The 15936-nt window shown below is 62.6% G+C and carries 16 protein-coding genes; 7 read left to right on the top strand and 9 right to left on the bottom strand.

Annotated features, from left to right (window positions below; all coding sequences use genetic code 11):
• Positions 1 to 32 precede the first annotated feature (32 nt).
• Both V5B40_RS01235 and V5B40_RS01230 read right to left on the bottom strand, forming a co-directional pair.
• Positions 33 to 1190, bottom strand: coding sequence for a class I SAM-dependent methyltransferase (locus V5B40_RS01235; protein WP_332352752.1), 1158 nt, complete (start codon positions 1188 to 1190; stop codon positions 33 to 35).
• Between the two features lie 86 nt (positions 1191 to 1276).
• A complete protein-coding gene (locus tag V5B40_RS01230; RefSeq protein WP_332352751.1) occupies positions 1277 to 2122 on the bottom strand; it encodes a hypothetical protein in 846 nt (281 codons plus the stop codon).
• Between the two features lie 126 nt (positions 2123 to 2248).
• On the opposite strand from V5B40_RS01230, the gene V5B40_RS01225 reads away from it, so the two are divergent.
• The 3 genes from V5B40_RS01225 to V5B40_RS01215 are packed head-to-tail and all read left to right on the top strand — an operon-like array spanning position 2249 to position 4803.
• Complete coding sequence (locus tag V5B40_RS01225; protein WP_332352750.1) at positions 2249 to 2986, top strand: pteridine reductase; 738 nt, start codon at positions 2249 to 2251, stop codon at positions 2984 to 2986.
• A 27-nt stretch (positions 2987 to 3013) separates the two neighbouring features.
• Positions 3014 to 3898 carry a tRNA 2-thiocytidine(32) synthetase TtcA gene (gene ttcA, locus V5B40_RS01220; protein WP_332352749.1) on the top strand — a complete coding sequence of 295 codons (885 nt, stop codon included), beginning with the start codon at positions 3014 to 3016 and terminating at the stop codon, positions 3896 to 3898.
• Entirely contained in the window at positions 3898 to 4803 is a 906-nt protein-coding gene (locus tag V5B40_RS01215) for an FHA domain-containing protein (protein WP_332352748.1), read from the top strand. Before ttcA ends, V5B40_RS01215 begins: the two co-directional genes overlap by 1 nt.
• A 75-nt stretch (positions 4804 to 4878) precedes the next feature.
• Here the strand turns inward: V5B40_RS01215 and V5B40_RS01210 are convergent, their stop codons facing one another.
• Positions 4879 to 5589 (bottom strand): ComF family protein, encoded by a 711-nt coding sequence (locus V5B40_RS01210; RefSeq protein WP_332352746.1) that lies wholly within the window; start codon positions 5587 to 5589, stop codon positions 4879 to 4881.
• Between the two features lie 93 nt (positions 5590 to 5682).
• Here V5B40_RS01210 and bioB point away from each other — a divergent pair, with 93 nt between their 5' ends.
• Positions 5683 to 6672: a biotin synthase BioB gene (gene bioB / locus V5B40_RS01205; RefSeq protein ID WP_332352745.1), complete on the top strand. Its 990-nt coding sequence runs from the start codon at positions 5683 to 5685 to the stop codon at positions 6670 to 6672.
• 6 nt (positions 6673 to 6678) lie between these two features.
• A complete protein-coding gene (gene bioC / locus V5B40_RS01200) occupies positions 6679 to 7569 on the top strand; it encodes a malonyl-ACP O-methyltransferase BioC (RefSeq protein WP_332352744.1) in 891 nt (296 codons plus the stop codon).
• A 42-nt stretch (positions 7570 to 7611) separates the two neighbouring features.
• Here the strand turns inward: bioC and ilvN are convergent, their stop codons facing one another.
• The 5 genes from ilvN to V5B40_RS01175 form a co-directional block, all read right to left on the bottom strand.
• Positions 7612 to 7920: an acetolactate synthase small subunit gene (gene ilvN, locus V5B40_RS01195; RefSeq protein WP_332352743.1), complete on the bottom strand. Its 309-nt coding sequence runs from the start codon at positions 7918 to 7920 to the stop codon at positions 7612 to 7614.
• A 5-nt stretch (positions 7921 to 7925) separates the two neighbouring features.
• Complete coding sequence (gene ilvB, locus V5B40_RS01190) at positions 7926 to 9608, bottom strand: acetolactate synthase large subunit (protein WP_332352742.1); 1683 nt, start codon at positions 9606 to 9608, stop codon at positions 7926 to 7928.
• Positions 9609 to 9995: 387 nt separating this feature from the next.
• Positions 9996 to 11282, bottom strand: a complete 1287-nt coding sequence (locus V5B40_RS01185) for a cation:proton antiporter domain-containing protein (protein WP_332352741.1) — start codon at positions 11280 to 11282, stop codon at positions 9996 to 9998.
• A 315-nt stretch (positions 11283 to 11597) separates the two neighbouring features.
• Positions 11598 to 12029 carry a CBS domain-containing protein gene (locus tag V5B40_RS01180; RefSeq protein WP_332352740.1) on the bottom strand — a complete coding sequence of 144 codons (432 nt, stop codon included), beginning with the start codon at positions 12027 to 12029 and terminating at the stop codon, positions 11598 to 11600.
• A 137-nt stretch (positions 12030 to 12166) separates the two neighbouring features.
• Complete coding sequence (locus V5B40_RS01175; RefSeq protein WP_332352739.1) at positions 12167 to 12802, bottom strand: c-type cytochrome; 636 nt, start codon at positions 12800 to 12802, stop codon at positions 12167 to 12169.
• Positions 12803 to 12924: 122 nt separating this feature from the next.
• Here V5B40_RS01175 and yihA point away from each other — a divergent pair, with 122 nt between their 5' ends.
• Both yihA and hemB read left to right on the top strand, forming a co-directional pair.
• A complete protein-coding gene (gene yihA / locus V5B40_RS01170; RefSeq protein ID WP_332352738.1) occupies positions 12925 to 13638 on the top strand; it encodes a ribosome biogenesis GTP-binding protein YihA/YsxC in 714 nt (237 codons plus the stop codon).
• A gap of 196 nt (positions 13639 to 13834) precedes the next feature.
• Positions 13835 to 14863, top strand: coding sequence for a porphobilinogen synthase (gene hemB, locus V5B40_RS01165; protein ID WP_332352737.1), 1029 nt, complete (start codon positions 13835 to 13837; stop codon positions 14861 to 14863).
• On the opposite strand, the gene V5B40_RS01160 is transcribed toward hemB, so the two are convergent.
• Positions 14856 to 15932 carry an acyltransferase family protein gene (locus V5B40_RS01160; protein ID WP_332352736.1) on the bottom strand — a complete coding sequence of 359 codons (1077 nt, stop codon included), beginning with the start codon at positions 15930 to 15932 and terminating at the stop codon, positions 14856 to 14858. The genes hemB and V5B40_RS01160 overlap by 8 nt on opposite strands.
• Positions 15933 to 15936: the final 4 nt, after the last annotated feature.

Here is a 15936-nt window from a genome sequence, read left to right as displayed (position 1 = left end):
AGGGGTTTTCGGTCAGGCACTAGGTAGGTCCCTCACAGCGTCGCGCTGCGATCGCCGCTGACAAAACCCAGCAGAGGTTCGGAGATTCCCCGGCCAAGTGCGATCACCTTGAACAGTTCACCCATTTCTGCTGGCGAAACCAGCTTGTTGGCAGCACTGGCCAGAGGCAGATAGCGCCTGGCGTCGCTGGCCGGGGTTCGCGCCAGGACTTCGCCTAGCCCACAGTTGAAGAGAAAGCTGGACTGCGTACTGTAGCCGAGCAGTTCCAGCCCTGCCTGACAGCCACTTTCAACGATCGCCGTGAAATCGACGTGCGCGGTGATGTCCTGCAAACCCGGGAGATAGAAGGGCTCGGCATGCGCGTGGTGGCGATAGTGGCACATCAGCGTGCCGCTGCTGCGCTGCGGGTGGTAATACTCGCGCCGCGGAAAACCGTAGTCGATCAGCAACAGCGCGCCGCGCCCGAGGCGTGCCGCCCACTCCGCGACCCAGGCGCGTGCTGTCAGCGAGACCTCACTGAGGTAGTCCGAGGGCATTTCGCATGCGGCAGCCAGCGCCAGACCTTGCTCGAGCAGCCTGCCGCTGGCCGGGCGATCGACCCAGGCAAAACGCCCGTGGTCGACGGCAACACCGCGTTCGGCGAGCCCCGTCGGCGTCCAGACCAGGAGATGTACCGGCATCGCATCAAGCACTTCGTTGGCCAGCACCAGCCCATCGAAGCGCTCGGGCAGGCGCTCGAGCCAGTGCACGCGCGACAGCAGATGCGGCGCCTGAGCGCCAATCGCCTGGTGTTGGCGCGCCTGCAGTTCGCCGGAGAGTTCGAGAATGGCGTAGCTGTCGGGCAGCCGGCCACGCCACTCGAGTTCGCGCAGCAAATCGGCGGCCAGCTGCCCGCTGCCAGCGCCCACTTCGATGATCTGCGGGGAGCTGAGTTCGAGGAGCTGTGCCACCTGTGCAGCAAGCGTCTGGGCAAAAATCGGCCCGAGTTCCGGGGCGGTGACAAAATCGCCCTGCGCACCAAACTTGTGAGCACCGCCGGAGTAGTAGCCCTTCGCTGGCGCGTAGAGTGCCAGATCCATGAACCGATCAAAACCGATCCAGCCGCCGGCGGCGTCAATCTCGCGAACAAGGAGATCGCCAAGCGCCGCGCTGAAGGCCAGCGCGGCGGCGCTTGGAGTGGGCAAACCCATACTCGCGCTCAGTGCTGTCGGGGCCGCGCGACGATCAAGCACCGCCCCTCACTGCCGGAGGCCTCGCCCACCAGCCGGGCTACGGCTCATTTTTCGGAACCCACGAAACGGACTTGTCCGTACAGCTCCGGATGGGTAATCGCCAGCCAATGCTCAGCCTCTGACTGGGCTCGCTCCCAGGTCGCAGCGCGCAAGGCAACGGACTGCGTAGTGCCGTCGTCTCGCGGCCATTCGAGGCTATAGGATTGGAAGACGCCATGCCCTTGCAGACGGATCTGGCGGGTCAGACTCGGCAGCTCGCGGCGTAACTGCGCGCTGCCAGCGTCCACCTGCAACAGCCGGAACCTGGGTCCTTTGCCCTGATGCTGGACGACGCACTCCTGCTTTGCGGCGTCTTCCTCAAGGACCATCCAGTCGCTGCAGCCTTCAATGATCGCGCCCATCGGCAAGCCGTCTTCCTCACGGACAATCTCGGCGCTGACCATCTGCGTCTGCGCACCGCCTTCGACGAGCTCGTGCCATGGCAGGCCCTGCCGCGTCGGTGGTGGGAAGGGAAGTGCATGCCGGCCTTGGCGAATGCGCGCGAACAGCGAAGACTTCCTGACGTCTTCGAGATCAATCGCCGGAAACGCCGCGCGCGGCTGCGCACGGAAATTGCCGGCCCCCATGTAGCCAACCTCCCAGAGCGTCTTCAGCCATTCGGCCGTATCGAGCGCGACCTGTGCCATCTGTTCGTCAAACTCACTCTCGTCCGGCCCCTGCCGGCCACTGCTGGCCTGTCCGGCCAGCAGTTCCACCTCGTGTGCGCGTGCGCGCAGCAACTCCTGCAACAAGCGATTGACCCACTCGGCGTCGTCTGCCGATAACTGCTCGATGCGCTCCGCCAGAATCATCAGCTCGTCGGCGTCAAGCGGCGGCTCCAGTTTGCTCATGGCTTTTTCCCCAAGTGTCTCGAACGCTAGTCTACCGCGGCGACAGCGGGACGGGTTGTTTTTCCAGAAGGAGGGGCAAAAATCCGTTAAAATCAGATCCTTGTTGCTGCCGGCCTGGAACGGGAGATGAGCGGAAAAACGATATTGGTGACCGGCGCCGCGCGCCGGCTAGGCAGTGCGATCGCCCACGAATTGCACGCCACCGGCGCCAACCTGATGCTCCATTATCGTCAGGCCTCGACTGCCGCCGCAGCGCTGGCCAGCGAGCTGAACGCTGTCCGACCGTCTTCGGCGGCCTGTCTGCAGGCGGACCTGCTGGACGTCGAGACTTTGCCACGGCTGGTCGCCGATACGGTCGCGCGCTTCGGCCGCCTCGATGCCCTGGTGAACAATGCCTCGAGCTTCTTTCCAACTCCCCTGGGCACGATCGACCTGGCCAGCTGGGACGATCTGATTGGCAGCAATCTGAAGGCGCCGCTATTCCTGACGCAGGCGGCCGCACCGCATCTGATCGCGGCGCAGGGGTCGGTGGTCAATATCACCGACATTCACGCCGAGCGCCCGCTGGCGGCGTATCCGCTGTATTGCGCAGCGAAAGCCGGACTGCTTGGCCTGACGCGCGCCCTGGCCATCGAACTGGCACCGCGGGTGCGAGTCAACGCGGTCGCACCCGGGCCGATCCTGTGGCCGGACAGCGGTGTTTTCGACAACGCAGCGCGCCAGGACATCGTCGCGCACACCCTGTTGCAGCGCGCCGGCTGCCCGCAGGATATCGCCCGGGCAGTGCGCTATCTGCTGAACGACGCGGACTACATTACCGGTCAGGTCATCAATGTAGACGGCGGACGCACCGCCCATCTGTGACTGCTGACGCCGATTGAGAGGAAACTGTTGGAACAATCGAACACCCTGCAGCGCCTGAGGAAGCGCCTGGAGAGCAATACCGGCAAAGCCATCGCCGACTACAAGATGATCGACGACGGGGACACCGTTCTGGTCTGCATTTCCGGCGGCAAAGACTCCTACACCCTGCTCTCGGTGTTGATGGCACTGCGCCAGCGCGCGCCGGTGGATTTCCGGCTCATCGCCATGAACCTCGACCAGAAGCAACCGGGCTTCCCGGCCGAGATCCTGCCCGCCTATCTGGCCAAGCTGGGCGTCGAATATCGCATCGTCGAACAGGACACCTATAGCATCGTCAAGAGCAAGATCCCCGCCGGCAAGACCACCTGTTCGCTGTGTTCTCGCCTGCGCCGCGGGGTCATCTATCGCACCGCCAAGGAACTCGGGGCGAACAAAATTGCGCTTGGCCACCATCGCGACGACATCGTCCATACGCTGTTCCTCAATCTTCTCTTCGCCGCTCGGCTGAAGGCAATGCCGCCGAAACTGCTGACCGATGACGGCGCGCACGTGGTCATCCGCCCGCTTGCCTATTGCAGCGAAAAAGACATCGCCCGCTTTGCCCGCGGCATGGCCTACCCAATCATTCCATGCAATCTCTGTGGCTCGCAGGACAATCTGCAGCGCCAGAAAATCCGCGAAATGATGGCCGACTGGGACCGCCGCTACCCGGGACGCACGGAGGCGGTTTTCTCTGCGCTGCAGCAGATCGTGCCCTCGCACCTCGCCGACCAGAAGTTGTTTGATTTCCAGGGTCTGCGGCCCGGCGGGGATCCAGCGACCATGGATGGCGGCGATCTGGTCTTTGACCCGGCGCCGCTCAGCGCAATGCTGCCCAGCCTGCAAGGCTTGCCAGTGACGGTACTCGCTTGATGAGTAGCAAGGAAGAGATGCGTTCGGTACTGATTGCCGCCGTCGCCGGAAGCTCGAAATTGTTCGAAAAACAGGGCGGAACAGAAGCCGCGCACGCCGTCGAGCGTTGCCGGAAGCGCATGGCGCGGGGGATAGAGGGCTTCCGCGGGCGCCTCCTGCAGGCGGGCAAGCGCGACGAACTCACGGCGCTTTTCGAGAGCGCCGATGACGCCTGTCAGGCGGCCATCGCCATGCAGCGGCGGGTAGCCGACCTGCCGCCGGTGTCCGGCGTCCAACTGGCAATCCGTGTCGGCTTTCATCACGGCCCGGTGCGCGAGGATGGTGCGGGTGCTTTTGGTGAAGGACTGAGCATCGCCGAGTCTCTTGCCAATCAGGCTACTGCCGCTCAGACCTTGACCAGCGGCCCGACCAGGGCTCTGCTGGCAGCACCCTTGCAAGCGGCGACGCGTTCTCTGCAACAGCCTTCGGAAAGCAGCCTGCCGGCTGCGTACGAGGTATTCGAAGTCCTGTGGTTTGAAGCCAAAGCACCGTCCAGCAAAACGCTCGTCGCTTCACCCGCACCTTTGCCACCCAGGGACGGCGATTTGCGCCTGTACGTACGCTATGGGGGTCAGGTCAAGTTGCTCGACAAGACGCGGACGCGCGTCGACATGGGCCGTGACGCCAACTGCGCAATCACCATTCGCGACCGCCGCGCATCGCGCAAGCACGCGACGATAGAGCGGCGTGGCGAGTGCTTCGTACTCAGCGATTTCAGTACCAATGGCACTTTCGTCACCATTAGCGGCGAGAACGAGCTGTTTCTGAGGTGTGAGGACTTCGTCTTGCGTGGCAGCGGAATCATCGCCTTCGCTGCCTCGGCGAGCAGCTCGTCGGCAGACATCGCCGAATTCGAGCATCTTTGAGCGCAGGAGACACCCGGCACGCGCTGCCGGCGACAGTTTCCAGGGTCGTCCTGGCGACTTGGCAAAGCAATCCGCTTAAGCTGGCGGCAGAGCGCGCGCGACAACCAGCAACGTTACCTGTTCGGCGCCCTGCAAGCGCACGCTCCGCGCCAGTTCGTCGAGAGACGCGCCGGTGGTCATTACATCGTCGACCAGCAGCACTCGCTTGCCGGTGAAATCGGCGGTGCACTGGAAGGCGCCGCGGACGTTTGCAGCGCGTTCGCGCCAGGGGAGATCAGCTTGGGCGGGAGTATGCCGAATGCGCCTGCAGCTCCGCAGGTCGATCGGGATGCGCCAGGCTCTGCTCACCGGACGGGCCAACTCCAGCGCCTGATTGAAGCCACGCGCGCGCAAACGTAGCGGGTGTAGCGGCACGGGAACGATGAGATCAGCACAGCCGCTGGCCAGCAGCGCGGCAAGGCGAACGCCGAAATAGCTGGCCAGAGCCAGGCGATGACCGTACTTGAACGACTGCACCAGCTTGTCGAGCGGAAAATCGTAACGTAACGCAGCCAGGGTCAAATCGTAGTGGGGTGGCTTGGCCAGGCAGCGACCACAGACCTCACCATGCGGCGTTGGCAGAGCACAGCGCGGACAGCGTCGTGCTGGCAGTTGCGGCAAGTCGGCCTCACAGGCGGAGCAAATCAAACGGGCGCCGCTGCTCGCAGCACACAACAGGCAGTCCTGGGTCAGCAGTCCGGCGCAGGATCTGAGGATCCGTCTGGCAGTTTGAGTTAAGATTGGCATCCTCGGAAGGCTCCTTACGAGCTCACCAATGCATGAATGCATGAACGGTGGCCCAGCCGGCCTCAAACCACCCCCCAACCATAGGTCTAACCAATGAACGCAATTCCTCAAGTCGCGACACTTAGTCCGGATCGCGCCATTTCGGCCCCAGCAGGCAAGTGGACGGTTGCCGATGTCGAAGCACTTTACCAGCTTCCCTTGATGGATCTGCTGTTTCGCGCGCAACAGGTGCACCGCGAGAACTTCAACGCCAACGAGATTCAACGCTCGACGCTGCTTTCGGTAAAGACCGGCGGCTGTTCGGAGGATTGCGGCTATTGTTCGCAGGCGGCGCGCTACAGCACCTCCACCGAACGCGAAGCCCTGATGCCGCTCGATGAGGTGATCGCCGCCGCCCAGGCTGCCAAGGACAAGGGCGCCTCGCGCTTCTGCATGGGCGCCGCCTGGCGTGGCCCGAAAGACAAGGACCTGGCCAAGGTCACCGAAATGATTCGCACCGTCAAGTCCATGGGTCTGCAGACCTGCGTCACCCTGGGCATGCTCAAGGACGGCCAGGCCGACGAACTCAAGGAGGCCGGCCTCGATTACTACAACCACAATCTCGATACCGACGCCTCCTTCTACGGGCAGGTGATCACCACCCACAAGCACGCCGACCGGATCGACACCCTGGGACAGGTGCGCGAAGCAGGTATCAAGGTCTGTTCCGGCGGCATCATCGGCATGGGCGAATCGCGCCGCAACCGCGCCGCACTGATCGTCCAGCTCGCCAACCTGAATCCGGCGCCCGAATCGGTGCCAATCAATAATCTGGTGCCAATCCCCGGAACGCCGATGGCCAATGTTTCGCCGGTCGACAGCTTCGAGTTCGTGCGTACCCTGGCTGCCGCGCGGATCACCATGCCGACCAGCTTCGTGCGCCTGTCGGCGGGTCGCCAGGAAATGTCCGACGAGCTGCAAGCGCTCTGCTTTCTGGCCGGCGCCAACTCGATCTTTTATGGCGACAAGCTGCTCACCACCAGCAATCCGGAAGCGGATCGTGACGAAGCCCTGTTCGAGAAACTTGGCCTGCGCCCGATCTAGTCACTCATGAAAGCACCGGCGCAGTTCGTTGATCAGCGCCAGGTGCGACGCAGTTTTGCCCGCGCCGCGGCCAGCTACGATGAAGTGGCCGTACTGCAACGCGAGATCGCGAGCCGCATGCTGGCCAGGCTGGACTACGTGCGCATCGAGCCGCAGCGCATTCTCGATCTCGGCTGTGGTACCGGCGCCAGCCTCACCGCCCTGCACGAGCGCTATCCCGGAGCACTGCTCATCGGCGCCGACCTCTGCGAAAACATGCTGCGCGCCCGCCAGGCCTCGCGTTCACGCGTGCGCTGGCTGATGCCCCTCCTGCGTCGCCAGCGAACGCCCTTGCTGGCGGCGGATGCCGGCGCTCTGCCGTTCTCGCCGCAGTCGATCGGCCTGCTCTGGTCGAACCTGATGCTGCACTGGCTTGACGACCCGCTGGTGGTGTTTCGGGAAGCGCATCGCCTGCTCGACGTCGGTGGCTTGCTGATGTTCTCCGCCTGCGGACCGGACACCTTGAAGGAACTGCGCGCCAGCTTCAACGACGGCCAGGTGCACACGCAACGCTTCACCGACATGCATGACTACGGCGACATGTTGCTTGAATGCGGCTTTTCCGACCCGGTGATGGACGCCGAGCTGCTGACCATGACCTACGCCAGCGTCGACCAACTGCTCATCGATCTGCGCCATAGCGGCTCGACCTGCGCCATGCAGACGCGCAACCATGGCCTGACGGGACGTGCGGCGTGGGCAAGGGCACGCGCGGCGTACGCGCGGCTCGCCGCTGACGATGGCCGCGTGCCAGCGACGGTGGAAGTGGTTTACGGCCACGCCTGGAAAGCGGCGCCGAGAAAAACCCCCGCCGGACTGAGCATCGTCCGCTTCGACCCGCAGCAGCGGATGCGTTGAGCGGGCCGCCAGCCACGAGCGCCGGCGGCCGAACTTTCCGACTTAGCGGAAGAACTCCTCGAGGCGGATGAAGACCTCGTGTTCGGCGCCGTGCCGACGCACCCCCAGGACGTCCTCAAGCTTCTCCACCTGCTTGACCATCTGGTCCAGACGTTGGTCTTCATTGACCAACAGCCAGATGCGACTGGTCGCGCCACTGCCCACCGGCATCACCAGGATACCCTCGACGTTGTAGGCGCGGCGCGAGAACAGACCGACGACGTGCGACATGACACCCGGGTGGTTGTAGACGTCCAGTTCGAGCACCGTACGAGCGACAGCCTGGTTTTCCATTCTTGAGATCGTGTTCATGGTTGTCAGCCTCCGATCATGTCTTTGTTGGCGGCACCTGGCGGCACCATCGGCAAAACCTGTTCGTGCATGGCGATACTGGCGTGAATCAGCATCGGGCCGCGGCTAGACAACGCCGCGGCCAGGGCTGCACGCGGATCGCTGGCCGTATCGAGATCGATGGCTGGCACGCCAAAGCCTTCGGCAACGCGAACGAAGTCGGGCATGCCCTTGAACTTCGAAGCGTAGATGCGCTCGCCGTAGAACATCGTCTGCTGCTGGAAAACCAGGCCCAGCGATGAATTGTTCATCAGCACGATCTTGACATTGACCTTCTCCTCGGCGGCGGTGACCAGTTCCTGCACATTCATCAGAATGCTGCCGTCACCGGTAAAGCAGACCACCGTCCGTTCCGGTTCGGCGAGAGCCGCGCCGATCGCCGCCGGCATTCCGAAGCCCATCGTGCCAAGGCCGCCCGAGGTTAGCCACTGGCGCGGCCGGCGCAGCGGGTAAGCTTGTGCCACCCACATCTGATGCTGACCGACGTCGGTGGTGATCGTCGCCTGATCGTCAAGGCAATCGGCGACGGCGCGGATCAAGCCGTAAGGCGTGCGCGGATCGTCGATTCCCGGCAGACGTAGCGGATGCGCGGATTTGAGGCTGGCGACGCGCGTCAGCCAGGCTAGCCGCTGTTGCGCCTCGACGGCCGGCAACAAGGTCTGCAGCACGGCCCCGACGTCGCCGGCGATACCGACATGCGCGGTCTTGATCTTGTCCAGTTCCGAGGGGTCAATGTCGATATGGACGATCTTCGCCTGCGGGCAGAAACCGGCCACTTTGCCGGTCGCACGGTCGTCGAAACGCGCACCAACGGCGATCAGCAGATCGCACTCGTCCAGCGCTAGGTTGGTAAAACGCGCGCCGTGCATACCGAGCATACCCAGCGACAGCGAATGCTCGACCGGCATTGCACCGAGGGCCATCAGGGTCATCACCGTCGGCAGAGCGGCTTTTTCGGCCAGAGCCACAGCGGCTGCGGACGCTCCCGAATGCACGACCCCCCCGCCGAGGTAGAGAATCGGGCGGGAAGCCTCGTTGATCATCGTCGCGGCGACGGCGACGCGTTCAGCCACTGGCGCCGGAACGAGCTCGGCGACGCCGACCGCGGGCCACTCGTCGACCTCGACCACTTGATTCTGGACGTCCTTCGGGATGTCGATCAGTACCGGCCCCGGACGACCCGAAGCGGCGATCCGGAAAGCCCGCGGGACGACTTCGAGCAGATCCTCGGCACAATTGACCAGGAAGTTATGCTTGGTAATCGGGATACTCAGACCATAGGTATCGACTTCCTGAAAGGCGTCGCTGCCGATCATCGCTCGCGGCACCTGCCCGGTGATCGCCACCAGCGGGATCGAATCCAGCTTGGCGTCGGCAATCGCCGTCAGCAGATTGGTCGCCCCGGGGCCGGAAGAAGCCAGGCACACCGCCGGCATGCCGGTGGCACGAGCAATCCCCTGCGCCATGAAGCCGCCGCCCTGTTCGTGCCGCGCAAGCACGTGGTGAATCAGCGCCGACTGTGACAAGGCATCATAAATGGGCAGTATTGCTCCGCCGGGGATGCCGGCCAGGGTGCGAACCCCCTGTCGTTCCAGCAGGCGCACGACAATTTGTGCGCCGCTGAGGGTTTCGGATGTTTGCTTGGGCAAGAGACTCTCCTTCAATTGAATTGCGCTGCTGACTTGGCCGAATGTGGCGTCAGAAAAGAAAACCCCCGCCCGGCTTGCACCGGCGGGGGTTTCTGGAATGAGTTGTCGTTTCTTTCTACGCTTTGACTGATCTTCTCCCGGCCCTCGACGGTGTGTCGTCTGGTACGCGTACCAGTGGTACGACGCCTACCAGAGACACGCCGACAGCAACGACCGCACGTGCGCCAGTGGAAGCAAGCGGATTGGTATTATGGTCGTGGAAGTGGCGCATCGTCATCACGTTGAAGTCATTTGAGCCGAAGGCCAATTAGAACCGAGCGTGGAAAATAATGCAAGCCTTACGCGAGATCAGCAGCACCGAACACGCAGGCTGTTGTAGCAACAGGCTCAGTCGTGCCCGCCGGCCTCGGCTCTGCCTTGCGCAGCTCCCGCATTGCCTGCCGCTGGCAGTGCCTCGTCATCAGGAACTGGCAACGGCGGCGCGTCGAGCGCCGCGGCCAGCGGTACCTGGCGGTTGACTTGATAACTGGCAATCAGAATGAATGCCGACGACGCCAGGACCACCAGCATGATCGAACCGTCGAGATAACTGGGCAGCAAGAACGCTTCGCGAACGTGCAGGAAAAGCAGAACGGTAATCAGGCCGCGCGGGGCAATCCACATCAGAGGCCCGGCAGCCGCCGGCCCCAGCATCAGCCGCAACATGATGAAACGACTGCCGTAGACCACCGCCAGAACCAGGCCCGCACCCAACCAGGCCGACGACGACGTGAGGTCGGAGAGATCTGTCCAGTAGCCGAAGAGCACGAAGAAAAAGCCGCGCACAACGAAGGTCAGTTCCACGACCAGGGTACGAAACTCGGACAGCGTCGTTTCGTAGTCTCGGCTGATCCACAGACTAACCGGCCGAAAGCGGGTAACCAGCGACGGCTTATTGAGCAACAGGCCCAGAAAGAGCACCATAATCAACGGCGAGAGATGCAGCAACTCGCCTGTCGCGTACAAGGCGAACAAGCCTGCCAGTAGCGGCACAAAGCGGATCGGCCCCGACACGCGCAGCAAGAGGAGCATCAGCACCAGGGCGCAGAGCATCGACAACAGCAGCGACAACACGCCGCCACCGAGCAGCGCCAACAGGGCACCCGCAAGCGTCCCGTCCGAACCCAACAGCGAAAAGAAAACCAGGACGCCGATGATGTCCGACATCGAACTTTCGTAGGTAATGAACTCGCGCGCCTTGGGCGGCAGAAAAGTACAGCTGGGAATGGCCACCGCGCTGCTGATAACGGCTACCGAGCTTGCCAGCAGAATGGCCTGCACGGCGCCGAGACCCAACACCCAGCGACCGGCCAGCGCGAAGCTGAACGTAGCAATGACGAAACCCGCAGTCGCCAGGAGGAAGGTCGCCGCGATGAGGCGCAGGCGCTGGCGTCGCAATTCGATGTCCAGGGCGCCTTCCAGCACGATCAACACCAGGCCGATGGTACCGACGATGGGCACCAGCGTACCGGCCCAGCCCAGTGTCACTCCAAAAGAGTCGAGCAAGGGCCGCGCCAGAAGGCCGCTGGTGACCAATACGATCACCGACGGCACACCCGAACGCCGACAAAGACGCTCGACCGCGAAAACGATGAGCAGGAACACGGAAGCGCTGAGGATGGTGGGATAAGTCATGGTTCGATTCGAAGGCCAGGCCCGCGTCGCGAACAAGAATCGTCGCGCCACGGGTGGGCTCCTGCAGGCAGCCCGCCAGCAAGGCCTTGAGAGCACACAACAGCCGACGCGCTTCCGCCAGCGCTGCCAGAGCCACGACAGCGTCGGCAAGGCGAGTGGAAACCTGCGCTCCGGGAAGCTGGCCGGAACGTCTGACGGACGTCGGTCAGACGGAGAAGATGCACGCGCCGGAAAAAAGTGCTGGGAAGCTCCTGGCGCCATCGCTGGCCTGTCGGCCTCGCCCGGGACTGCGCCCCGGAAGAACCGATACGGCAATCAGCCAGCGATATACTTTTCCAGCTGCTGGATGATGAACTGCTGTTCGGAAATCGTTTCCTTGACCACGTCGCCAATGGAAACGATGCCGAGGAGCGTGTGATCGTCATCTAGTACAGGCAGGTGACGGAAGTGCCTTTCGGTCATGATCGCCATGCACTCGTCCACCGTCTGGTCGGGCGTCACGTACAGCACCTTGTCGCTCATGATGTCGCGAACGCGCGTGTCTCGCGAGGATTTGTCCAGCAGGGAGACCTTGCGAGCATAGTCACGCTCGGAGAAGATGCCCAGCAAATGCTCCTTCTCGATCACCAGGACGGCACCAACGTTGTATTCGGCCATCACCTGCAAGGCCGAGAAAACCGAGTCGTCCGGTGCAACGGTTACCAGCTTCCCACCCTTGCTAGCAAGGATTTGCTTGAGCGTCTTCATGAAACGTCCTTTCTGGTCAAGAAGTCACGCCACCATACTAGAGCGTCCGCCGCCCATTGCCAAGGAAAGTCTTCCCCGTGCTACGGTGTCGTGAAATTCGCCGCCAAGTCCTGCGAGAAAGTCAGCAGCCAGAGCGCCTAGCGCAAACCGGCAACGTATTCGGCGACAGCATTGATCTGCGGGTCGGAGAGCTTGCCGGCAATGACGCGCATCATGCTCTCGGCGTCGTTGGCGCGTTCGTGGCTACGAAAAGTCTTCAACTGGCTGACCGTGTACTCCGCGTACTGTCCTGCCAGGCGCGGATACTGCACCGGCAGACCGGCACCGGCGGGTCCGTGGCAGCCTGCGCAGGCCGGAATGCCCTTTTCGAAGTCGCCCTTGCGCCACAACGCCTGGCCTTGGGCAAGCAGTTTCTCGTTGGTCGCCACCGAAGGTGTCATCTTTTGCTGCGAGAAATACACCGCCAGACTGTGCATCTCTTCATCGGAGAGCGCCGCGACCATGCCACCCATGATCGCGTTGTCCCGTACCGGTGGCTTACCGTCAACCGACTTGAAGTTGGTCAGCTGCTTGTACAGGTACTGCGGGATCTGACCAGCCAGAATCGGATTGGCCGAGGTCGGACTGTTGCCGTCGGCGCCGTGACAAGCAACGCAAAGGCCTTCGGCAATTTCCTTGGCTTTTGCCAAGTCAAGCTTTGCTGGTGCCTGCTCTGACGCGAAGGCGGGTAAACTGGCGGCCAGGAGAACCGCAACTGCCGTTGTACGAATCATGTCCAAACTCCCATTGACAACAATGACTGATCTGAGGCCGGCGAAGCCAAGCGACAAACCTGATATTCTATATCAGTTTGCTGCTTGGACACGTGCCGGTCCATCTACTCTCGGGTTCCCTGATGCCACTCTTCCAGAAAGCTGCTTTCAGCACGACCGTTGCCAAGCTGCGTGATCTACCCGCCGATTCACAGTGCGAAGTCGCCTTTGCCGGACGCTCGAACGCCGGCAAGTCGTCGGCGATCAATACGCTGGCGAATCACACCCGCCTGGCCTTTGTCTCCAAGACACCGGGACGAACGCAGCACCTCAATTACTTTTTGCTCGAAGCAGGAAAGTACTTCGTCGACCTGCCAGGCTACGGCTTCGCCAAAGCCCCGGAGGAGATCCGCTCGCAATGGGAAGGCTTGCTGGCGCCCTACCTGCGCCACCGCGACGCCCTCTGTGGTCTGGTGCTGATCATGGACAGTCGCCACCCACTCACCGAACTCGACTTGCAGATGTTCGGCTGGTTCGCGCCAACCGGCAAACCAATTCACGTCCTGCTGACCAAAGCTGACAAGCTGACTCGCCAGCAACAGACCCTGGTTTTTCGCGAGGTCCAGGAGGTATTGGCGGAAATTGGCGAGAACTTCAGCCTGCAGCTGTTTTCGAGTCTGCAGAAATCCGGCGTCAAGGAAGCGGAGGCTGTCCTTGCTGGCTGGCTTGACCTGCCGTTGAAAGACGACCCGGCACCGCGCACTGGACTAGCCAGCGAGAAGAAAGCTCGCCCCAAAAAGCGCGGCGCCATCGGTTGGAGTGCGCGCAGTGGCAGCAGCGTCATCAAGAGTCACTAGTCCAGGCGCAAAAAAAAAAGCCCCCGGCAAAGGGGGGGCCGGGGGCAACATGCCTTACAGGAATAAGGCACCCGCTCAGGGAGGTGAAGCGGGGGATGGCGAAGCCATCCGCCTGCTAAGAGCGCACTGACCAGCGATAGTTCCCGGCAAGAAGTTTTTTCCTATCAATCGTATCTATTTAATCGTAGCGAATTCTATGGACTACCAAGCCGACCCCAAAGCACGCTTCCCTGACACGCGCATGCGCCGCATGCGCCGCGACGACTTTTCCCGCCGCATGATGTGCGAATCGCGGCTGAGCGCTGACGATCTGATCTACCCGGTCTTCGTCCTCGACGGCATCAACCGCGGCGAGCCGATCGCGTCGATGCCGGGCGTTGAACGGCAGAGCCTCGACCGCCTGCTGAAGACGGCAGAGCAGGCGCTGCGACTGGGTATCCCGGCGCTGGCGGTGTTCCCGGTCATTGACGCGGGCGGCAAAACCGCCGGCGCCGAAGAAGCGTACAACCCGAATGGTCTGGTGCCACGGGTAGTTGCGGCGCTGAAAAAAGAGTTCCCGGGACTGGGCGTGATTACCGACGTCGCCCTCGACCCCTACACCAGCCACGGACAGGACGGCCTGATCGACGCCGACGACCCCGCCGGCTATGTGCTCAACGACGAAACGCTCGAAGTTCTCGCCAGGCAGGCGCTGGTGCACGCCCAGGCAGGCGCCGACATCGTCGCCCCCTCGGACATGATGGACGGTCGGGTGGCGCGCATCCGTCACGAACTGGACGCGGCGAGGCAAATACATACACGCATTCTGGCCTATTCGGCGAAGTACGCATCAAGCTTCTACGGCCCGTTCCGCGACGCCGTTGGCTCGGCCGGCAATCTTGGCAAGGGCAACAAGCACACTTATCAGATGGACCCGGCGAACAGCGACGAAGCGCTGCGCGAGGTGGCCCTCGATCTCGCCGAAGGCGCCGACATGGTGATGGTCAAACCGGGCATGCCTTACCTGGACATCGTCCGGCGGGTCAAGGAAACTTTCCAGGTGCCGACCTACGCGTATCAGGTCAGCGGCGAATACGCGATGCTCAAAGCCGCCGCCCAGAACGGCTGGCTGGACGAAGAAGCATGCGTCCTGGAAAGCCTGCTGGCCTTCAAGCGGGCGGGTGCGGACGGCATTCTGAGCTACTTCGCCCTGAGCGCGGCAGGATGGTTGAAAACCTCTAGGTGAGGCCGGGCGCTGCACGCAATCCGCGAAACCCCTGCTGAGCCGGACCTTCGATGAAGCGGTAGAACAGCCCGCCGGCCAGCAGGCTGGACGCCCAGGCGACTACCATACCGGCCAGATTGAGCCACGGATCAGCCAAGGCGACACGCGCGAACAGCCCGTTCACGATCAGGCAGATCGGAAAGTGAATCAGGAATACCGAGTAGGAAATCTGCCCCAGGTAGGCGAACAGGGAGGACTTCGGCCAGCGCGCCAGGAAGCCGTAGCGGCTCGCGAGGCCGAGTGCCAGAGCCACTACCAGCGCCACGGCGATGCGCGAACGATAATCGAGCAGCAGGGCCATGACCACCGCTACGGCGATCAACAACAGCCAGCGCACCGCGTGCTTCGCATTTGCCGCCCAGAAAGTCAGCGTCCCGAGCGCGTAAGACGCGAAGAAATACAACGCCCAGTTGTCCCATTCAGCGTCGCGGTTGAAGTGGTATAGAGAAAACAGGGCCAGCGTGGCGACCAGTAGCAGACCGAGGATCGCCGCCCCGGCGATGCCGCGACCGAGGCCACCACTGATCCCACGTGCCAGCCAGAGAGTCGCCAGCAGCAGCGCAAATAACTGGAAATCGATGGCGATGTACCAGACACCCGTCGACAGGCCCTCGTAACCGAGGATGCTTTGCAGGAGCAGCGCGTGCGCCAGGAACTGCGGCAGCGTCGGCCACTCAGGAATGGAATCATGAGTCATCAGGGCACGGGCAAGGGTCGCGCAGCCAATGCCGATCAGCAAGGAGGCGAGGTAGGGAACGGCCAGTTTCAGGTAACGTCTCAGGAGCAAGCGCAAGGGCTGCGCCGACAGCAGGCTGCCAGCCGGAGCAAGACTGCGCGCAGCGAGGAAGCCACCAATCACCAGAAACACCTGCACCACCGCGCGGGCGTGCTGACTCAGCCAGGAGATGAGGTCCGGAATCAGCAGGTAGGCATGGTCAGACATGGGTCCGTAAAAGGCCAGGTGATGCAGGACGATCAACTGCACCGCCACGGCCTTCAGCGCATCGATGAATGGCAATCGGGAAGTCACTTCA

Source organism: Candidatus Accumulibacter meliphilus (assembly GCF_036625345.1).
GTDB classification, from domain to species: Bacteria; Pseudomonadota; Gammaproteobacteria; order Burkholderiales; family Rhodocyclaceae; genus Accumulibacter; species Accumulibacter meliphilus.
This window is presented reverse-complemented; position numbering and strand designations above follow the sequence as displayed.

Bases quoted from the DNA above. Each gene is read 5' to 3' on its own strand.
- V5B40_RS01235 (WP_332352752.1), bottom strand. From the start codon at position 1,190: ATGGGTTTGCCCACTCCAAGCGCCGCCGCGCTGGCCTTCAGCGCGGCG.
- V5B40_RS01230 (WP_332352751.1), bottom strand. From the start codon at position 2,122: ATGAGCAAACTGGAGCCGCCGCTTGACGCCGACGAGCTGATGATTCTG.
- V5B40_RS01225 (WP_332352750.1), top strand. From the start codon at position 2,249: ATGAGCGGAAAAACGATATTGGTGACCGGCGCCGCGCGCCGGCTAGGC.
- V5B40_RS01215 (WP_332352748.1), top strand. From the start codon at position 3,898: ATGAGTAGCAAGGAAGAGATGCGTTCGGTACTGATTGCCGCCGTCGCC.
- V5B40_RS01210 (WP_332352746.1), bottom strand. From the start codon at position 5,589: ATGCCAATCTTAACTCAAACTGCCAGACGGATCCTCAGATCCTGCGCC.
- bioB (WP_332352745.1), top strand. From the start codon at position 5,683: ATGAACGCAATTCCTCAAGTCGCGACACTTAGTCCGGATCGCGCCATT.
- bioC (WP_332352744.1), top strand. From the start codon at position 6,679: ATGAAAGCACCGGCGCAGTTCGTTGATCAGCGCCAGGTGCGACGCAGT.
- ilvN (WP_332352743.1), bottom strand. From the start codon at position 7,920: ATGAACACGATCTCAAGAATGGAAAACCAGGCTGTCGCTCGTACGGTG.
- V5B40_RS01185 (WP_332352741.1), bottom strand. From the start codon at position 11,282: ATGACTTATCCCACCATCCTCAGCGCTTCCGTGTTCCTGCTCATCGTT.
- V5B40_RS01180 (WP_332352740.1), bottom strand. From the start codon at position 12,029: ATGAAGACGCTCAAGCAAATCCTTGCTAGCAAGGGTGGGAAGCTGGTA.
- V5B40_RS01175 (WP_332352739.1), bottom strand. From the start codon at position 12,802: ATGATTCGTACAACGGCAGTTGCGGTTCTCCTGGCCGCCAGTTTACCC.
- yihA (WP_332352738.1), top strand. From the start codon at position 12,925: ATGCCACTCTTCCAGAAAGCTGCTTTCAGCACGACCGTTGCCAAGCTG.
- hemB (WP_332352737.1), top strand. From the start codon at position 13,835: ATGGACTACCAAGCCGACCCCAAAGCACGCTTCCCTGACACGCGCATG.